The organism is Cupriavidus sp. SK-4, from assembly GCF_000611125.1.
Lineage (GTDB): Bacteria > Pseudomonadota > Gammaproteobacteria > Burkholderiales > Burkholderiaceae > Cupriavidus > Cupriavidus necator.
Genome location: NZ_JFJW01000002.1, coordinates 80,639 through 86,689 on the forward strand (window position 1 = coordinate 80,639; position 6,051 = coordinate 86,689).

6 protein-coding genes are annotated in these 6,051 nt (G+C 65.4%); 4 read left to right on the forward strand and 2 right to left on the reverse strand.

Annotated features, from left to right (window positions below; translation table 11 throughout):
- Positions 1-21 precede the first annotated feature (21 nt).
- From CF68_RS00355 to CF68_RS00365, 3 genes are all read left to right on the forward strand, one after another.
- Complete coding sequence (locus CF68_RS00355) at positions 22-942, forward strand: LysR substrate-binding domain-containing protein (protein ID WP_035815087.1); 921 nt, start codon at positions 22-24, stop codon at positions 940-942.
- A gap of 166 nt (positions 943-1,108) precedes the next feature.
- Entirely contained in the window at positions 1,109-2,353 is a 1,245-nt protein-coding gene (locus CF68_RS00360) for an FAD-binding oxidoreductase (protein WP_035815095.1), read from the forward strand.
- Between the two features lie 34 nt (positions 2,354-2,387).
- Positions 2,388-3,314, forward strand: a complete 927-nt coding sequence (locus CF68_RS00365) for a DUF4922 domain-containing protein (RefSeq protein ID WP_035815097.1) — start codon at positions 2,388-2,390, stop codon at positions 3,312-3,314.
- Positions 3,315-3,316: 2 nt separating this feature from the next.
- Here CF68_RS00365 and CF68_RS00370 read toward each other — a convergent pair whose 3' ends face one another.
- Positions 3,317-4,612, reverse strand: coding sequence for a DUF3422 family protein (locus CF68_RS00370; RefSeq protein ID WP_235205616.1), 1,296 nt, complete (start codon positions 4,610-4,612; stop codon positions 3,317-3,319).
- 107 nt (positions 4,613-4,719) lie between these two features.
- Here CF68_RS00370 and CF68_RS00375 point away from each other — a divergent pair, with 107 nt between their 5' ends.
- A complete protein-coding gene (locus tag CF68_RS00375; protein WP_200872507.1) occupies positions 4,720-5,580 on the forward strand; it encodes a LysR family transcriptional regulator in 861 nt (286 codons plus the stop codon).
- Between the two features lie 191 nt (positions 5,581-5,771).
- Here the strand turns inward: CF68_RS00375 and CF68_RS37860 are convergent.
- The coding region (locus CF68_RS37860) for a hypothetical protein (protein WP_235205617.1) at positions 5,772-6,051 on the reverse strand (280 nt) is incomplete at its 5' end.

Sequence of the window (6,051 nt, forward strand, 5' to 3'; positions counted from 1 at the left end):
GGCTTCGCTTTCGCCCCGACCATGTCGTATCGCATCCTGCAGGAGACCGCCGTCCGCTACTTCCTTGAGGTCGTACGCACCGGCTCGGTCAAGGACGCCGCCCTCAAGCTGAACGTGGCGCCATCGGCGGTCAGCCGGCAGATCGCCAAGCTGGAGAGCGAGCTGGACACACTGCTGTTCGACCGGCGCGCGCGCGGCCTGGTACCCAATGCGGCGGGGGAGATGCTTGCTGCGCACGCCAAGCGCGCGCAGCAAGAGATCGATCGTGTCACGGGCGACATCCAGGCGCTGCGTGGCTTGCGCGTGGGGCAGGTCCACCTGGCAAGCGTCGAGGGCATCGCGCACGATTTCCTTCCGGCTCTGGCCGCCAGTTTCCGGGAGAAATACGAGGGCATCCGCTTCGACTTGGACGTGTGCCCGCAAGGTGACATTGCCAGGCGCATTCGCGACGGCGAGGCGGATATCGGCGTCACGCTGAGCGGCCTCCCCGAACTCGATATCGAGGTGGAACTGCGCCACCCGGCCCCGGTGCTCGCGGTCATGGCGCCGGACCACCCGCTGGCAGGCCAGCGCCAGATCTCGCTGTCGCAGGTCATCGGCTATCCGCTCGCGCTGCCGCCCAAGGACAGCTCACTGCGGCAGTTGCTGGACACCAGTTGCAGCCGCCAGGGGCTCAGCTACCAGACCGTTTTTTCCAGCAATAACCTGGACTCGCTGGTCGGATTTGCTGCGGCGGGGGCCGGCATCATCACTTTCTATGGGGAGCTTTCGGTCCGGCGGCGGTTGAAGGAAGGGTCCATTGTCGCGGTGCCGCTGCGCGACCGGGAAATGAACGAGCGCTATATCGAGATCCAGACGCTGGCCCGGCGCAACCTCCCGCCCGCGGGGCGCGCGTTCGTGCAGCACCTGGCCGATGCCATCACGCGCATAGGCGACCCATGATTGCCGGATTGGCAACCATGGATTCCAATAATTGATTGCGATGGATATTCCGCCCGGACGCGCCGGCATTGCAGAATCAGGGCATCAGCATCCATTGCCTTTCGCTACACCTGACTGCCCATGACCCGGACCGCAAACCTGCCGTCCTCCAGGATCCGCATCTGCCATGGCTTCTAAAGACATCCTGGTACTTGGTGCCGGCATGGTCGGCGTCTGCACGGCGCTGGTGTTGCGCCAGCGCGGCCATGCGGTCGTACTGGTCGACCGGCAGGCGCCCGGCAGGGAAACATCCTATGGCAACGCCGGCATCATCCAGCGCGAAGCGGTGCAGCCCTACGCCTTCCCGCGCGAGTGGATGGCGGTCCTTCGCGTCATCACCCGCCAGGGCAACGATGTCCACTATCACCCCGCGGCACTCGCCAGCCTGCTGCCCGCGCTGGCGCGCTACTGGCGTGAATCGGCGCCTGACCGGTACGCGGCCACCGTCACGGCATACAGTGCCCTGATCCGGCACTGCCTGACCGAGCACGAGCGGCTGATCGCGCTGGCCGGCGCACAGGACCTTGTGCGCAGATCGGGATGGCTGCAGGCGTATCGCAGCGCTGCGCCGTTCGACCAGGCGGCGCGCGCTGCGACGGAAGTCGCGCAGCAGCACGGACTCGATTGCCGGATTCTCGACCGGGCCGGGCTGACCGCTACCGAGCCTGCGTATTGCGGGCCAGTGGCCGGCGCCATTCACTGGCGCGATCCCTGGACCATCGTTGATCCCGGCGAGCTGGTAAGCCGCTACGCGGCGCTGTTCAGCAAGGAGGGCGGAATCTTTCGCCGCGGTGATGCCGCAACGCTGAAACAGACGGAAGGCGGCTGGACCGTGGAGACGGAAGATGGCCCGGTCAAAGCTGCCGAGGCCGTGATTGCACTTGGGCCGTGGGCAACGACCCTGACCAGACCGCTTGGCTATCGTTTCCCGCTATTCGTCAAGCGGGGATACCATCGCCACTATGCCGCTGAGCCGATGCCGTCCATGCCGCTGCTCGATGTCGAGAACGGCTATATGCTGGCGCCGATGCAGCGTGGCCTGCGCCTGACAACGGGGGCCGAGTTCGCGCACCACGATGCCACGCCGACCCCCATCCAGCTGCAGAACGCCGAACGCCACGCCCGCGAACTGGTGCGCCTCGGTGCGCCAGTCGAAGACACGCCCTGGCTCGGCGCCCGGCCATGTGTCGCCGACATGCGGCCGATCGTCGGCAGGGCACCGCGCCATCGTGGCCTCTGGTTCAACTTTGGGCATGGCCACCAGGGCTTCACGCTCGGCCCCGTCACGGCCCGGCTGCTTGCCGAACTGATGGACGGTGAGCAACCGTGTGTCGATGCCCGCCCGTATGATCCGATCCGCTTCGGCGCGTGAGACGGCTATGCTGAAAGGGGAGTGAAAGCGGATCATGCACCCTCGACACCTTCAGCCCGGCACGCTGTGGCCGGCAATCACGCAGCGGACGGCGCACGCCTTGCAGAGCGGGGCGTTGTGCCCGATCGAAACCGCCCAGGCGGCAATTGAGGACGGCGGCGTGCGGTTCCTGGTCCGCCAGGTGTCCAGCCTGGCGCGCAAGGACAAGGCACGCGGGACGAGCAGTGCCGGGGGCAATCCATTCCTGCCCTATGACCCGGAACTGTTTGTTGCGGATATCTCAGACACCCATGTGGCCTTGCTCAACAAGTTCAATGTCATCGAGCATCACCTGCTCATCGTCACCCGGCGCTTCGAACCGCAGGAGTGCCTGCTGACCGTGGCTGACTTTGAAGCGCTGCTGGCTTGCATGGCGGAGTTCCCGAGCGTGGGTTTCTACAACGGCGGGGCCGCCGCGGGAGCGAGCCAGGCCCACAAACATCTGCAGATCGTGCCGTTGCCGTTCGCCGAGGGTGGCCCGGCGCTGCCAATTGCCCCCTTGCTGGCGTCGGCACGGATCGCCGGCGCCATCGGCACCGTTCCCGGCCTGGCATTCGCGCATGCGTTCGCGCCGCTGGATCTGTTTGCGGCGCCCGTCGAAGAGGCGGCGCGCACGGCGTGCGAGCGCTACCGCGCGCTGCTTGATGCGGTTGGGGTGCGGGCGGTCGAGGTCGAGGGCGGGCTGCGCCAGTCGGCGCCGTACAACCTGCTGGTCATGTCCGCAGGGCTGTTGCTGGTGCCGAGATCCGGCGAGTGCGTGGAAGGCATATCGGTCAATGCCCTGGCGTTCGCCGGCTCGCTATTTGTCCGGGAGGCTGCGCAGATGCAAACCATTGAGAACCTTGGCCCGATGCGTCTCCTGCGGCGAGCCGCGGCAGGGGCGGGGCAGGGCGGGACAGCCGCCTGGCTGCCCCTGACGTGACCCTACGCGGCCTGGTTCGCAGCCGGCTGCCGCGCGGCCGCTTTTTGCCCGGCATGCTTGCTGCGCCGGGTTGCACGCAGCACCAGCAGCACCACTGGCAGGATCAGGGCACCCTTGATCAGTTCCGGGTCCAGCGGGAGATGCACCGCATGCAGCGCCTTGAGCCCCGTACCCGCCAGCGACAGCACGTAGTAGGAAATGGCCGCGACCGACAGGCCTTCGACCGCATGCTGCAGCCGCAGCTGGCTGCGCGCGGTCTGGTCCATGCCCTCGAGCAGGCGCGTGGTGTCCTGCTCCTGCGCCAGGTTGACGCGCGTGCGCAGCAGGTCGAGCGCGCGCGCCACGCGGCCGGCAAATTGCTCGTGCCGCGCCCAGACCGACCGGCACGTCTCCATGGCAGGCGCGAAGCGGCGCTCCATGAATTCGGCGATGGTCGGTATGCCTTCGATGCGCTCTTCGCGCAATTCCTGGATGCGCGCCAGCACCAGCTTCTCGTAGGCGCGCGACGCGCTGAAGCGGTTGCCGGATTCAGCCAGCGCCTCGATGCGGACCGCCAGGTGCGTCAGCCGCTCCAGCAGCTCGGCATCGTGGCGGCCGCCCTGGCTCGTGTCCATGCTGCGCATCAGCGGCGCGAGCGAGCGCTGCAGGTTGTCCACGCTGCGGCCCAGGTCACGCGCCACTGGCAAGGCCAGCAGCGCCATCATCCGGTAGGTCTCGATTTCATACAGCCGCTGCAGCAGCCGTCCGCCTTGCACTTCGCGGAAGCCGTTGTCGATGACCAGGAAGCGCGAAAAGCCGTCGGGCGGGATGGTCCAGTCGCAGAACACCTCACCGCCGCCCAGAACATGGCTGCCCGCCAGGATGGGGCCGTCGATCCATTGCCTCACGTTGTCGCGGGCATGGGCCGCGGCCTCGCCCGAGACCAGTTCCATGCGCAGCGCCACCAGGCGTTTGCCGGCGAAGCTGTCGAACCAGTCGGCTGGGATATGGGAGGTGGCCAGGTCGGAGAAGTAGTCCGCGTCACCACGCCGCGCCACGAACGTGAAGGTGGAGAACTCGGTGTGCCGCTCCCACTTCAGCTGCTTGTCATCGCCCCATCGTCCTGAATAGTGGGTCACGCCGTCGGCCGGGTCTTCCAGCCCGGTCAGCCGGCACAAGGAGGCCAGCAAGGCATGGTGGACGGCGGTATCGCCGTCGGCATAGATGGCGAAGTGCGTCAGCGAGGCGGAGCCGCCGATGCGCAGGAAGGGGCGGGCATGCAGTTCGCGCGCGAGGCTGTCGCGCAAGGGGTGGTCCATGTTCGCGTGTGGCATAGGTGGTCAACGTTTTCGACCAGTATGCCCGAGCGCCGATGGTTAAGAAAAATGCGTAATATTGATCTGTTGCTTCAGTTTTTCTGATACCAATGAAAGCGCTTGACCTCGATGTCCTGGCCATGATGGTGGCGGTTGCCGATACCGGCAGCATTTCCCGCGCGGCGGAACTCGTGCACCGCTCGCAGTCGGCGGTCAGCATGCAGATCAAGGCGCTCGAACAGGCTTTGGGCAAGCCACTGTTCGTGCGCAAGCCGAGAAACGTGGTGCTGACCCCGGAAGGCGAAGTACTGCTGGGCTTCGCGCGCCGCATGCTGGCCCTGCGCGACGAGGCCTGGGCGGCCGTGGTCCGCCCCGACGTGACCGGGCGCGTGGTGCTCGGCATGCCGGACGACTATGCCTCATCCCTGCTGCCCGCGATCCTGAAGAAATTCTCGGCGACCTACCCCAAGGTCGAGATCCAGGTCATTGGCTTGCCGAGCGTGGCCCTGGCGCCCATGGTCAAGGACGGATCGGTCGACCTGGTCTGCGCAACGAGAGTGAAGGGGTTGTCCGGGGAGTTCATCCGGCTGGAACCGATGGTGTGGGCCGCATCGCCGGCGGCGCACGAAATCTGGAACGAGCGGCCGCTGCCCATTGCCGTGTTCCAGTCGGGCAGCGTCGCCCGCGACATTGCGATCCGCAGCCTGGAGCAGGCCAGGATCGCCTATCGCATGTCCTATGAAAGTCCCAGCCTGCTCGGCCTGCTCAGCATGGTCGAAGCGGGACTGGCGGTGGCGCCGCTCGCGCGCTGCGCCGTTCCGGCCCGTTTCACCATCCTTGGCCAGGCCCAGGGGCTGCCCGAGCTAGCCGGGCTGGAGCTGGTGCTGGCGCGCAGCGCAAAGTCGAAGCGGCCGCCTTGTGACTTCCTCGCTGAACAGATCCTGTCCGAGTTGCAGCGCTGGCAAGCGTAATGAGGCAGTCGCCCTCGTCGGCAGGCCCCTAGGTACTGACACAAGTTACTCGCGCAACGGCGGCAAGTGACAAAAGAGGCTCTTCCAAGTTCTTTTTCAAAAACGCTTGCAAGGCAGGCATCCAGGCATTAATATTCGCCCCCTCGTTCGCAAGGCACCGCGCAACGGGGTGGGAAAAGGACTTGCAAGGATTAACTCGATTCGAAAGAGTGTGCCTTCCAGAATAAAGAATTTCTCGAAAATGATTGATTAATCGCAGAAACTTCTTTATAGTCTTGTTTCTCCGCTGCAAACAAAAACGCAGCGACGCAAACGGCAAAGCCGGATGCGGCCCGCAAGGGCAGGTTCTTTAACAACCAAACAACCGATAAGTGTGGGCGCTTGATAACGGATGCGGAAGACTTCGGTCTTTTAGCTTTACAGGTTATACAGTGCTCGCGCAGCAAAACGTGACTGGGTCTTCGGATCTGG

Excerpts from the sequence above, each read along its gene's own strand:
- CF68_RS00360 (WP_035815095.1), top strand. The coding sequence starts at position 1,109 with ATGGCTTCTAAAGACATCCTGGTACTTGGTGCCGGCATGGTCGGCGTC.
- CF68_RS00375 (WP_200872507.1), top strand. The coding sequence starts at position 4,720 with ATGAAAGCGCTTGACCTCGATGTCCTGGCCATGATGGTGGCGGTTGCC.
- CF68_RS00355 (WP_035815087.1), top strand. The coding sequence starts at position 22 with ATGTCGTATCGCATCCTGCAGGAGACCGCCGTCCGCTACTTCCTTGAG.
- CF68_RS00365 (WP_035815097.1), top strand. The coding sequence starts at position 2,388 with ATGCACCCTCGACACCTTCAGCCCGGCACGCTGTGGCCGGCAATCACG.
- CF68_RS00370 (WP_235205616.1), bottom strand. The coding sequence starts at position 4,612 with ATGGACCACCCCTTGCGCGACAGCCTCGCGCGCGAACTGCATGCCCGC.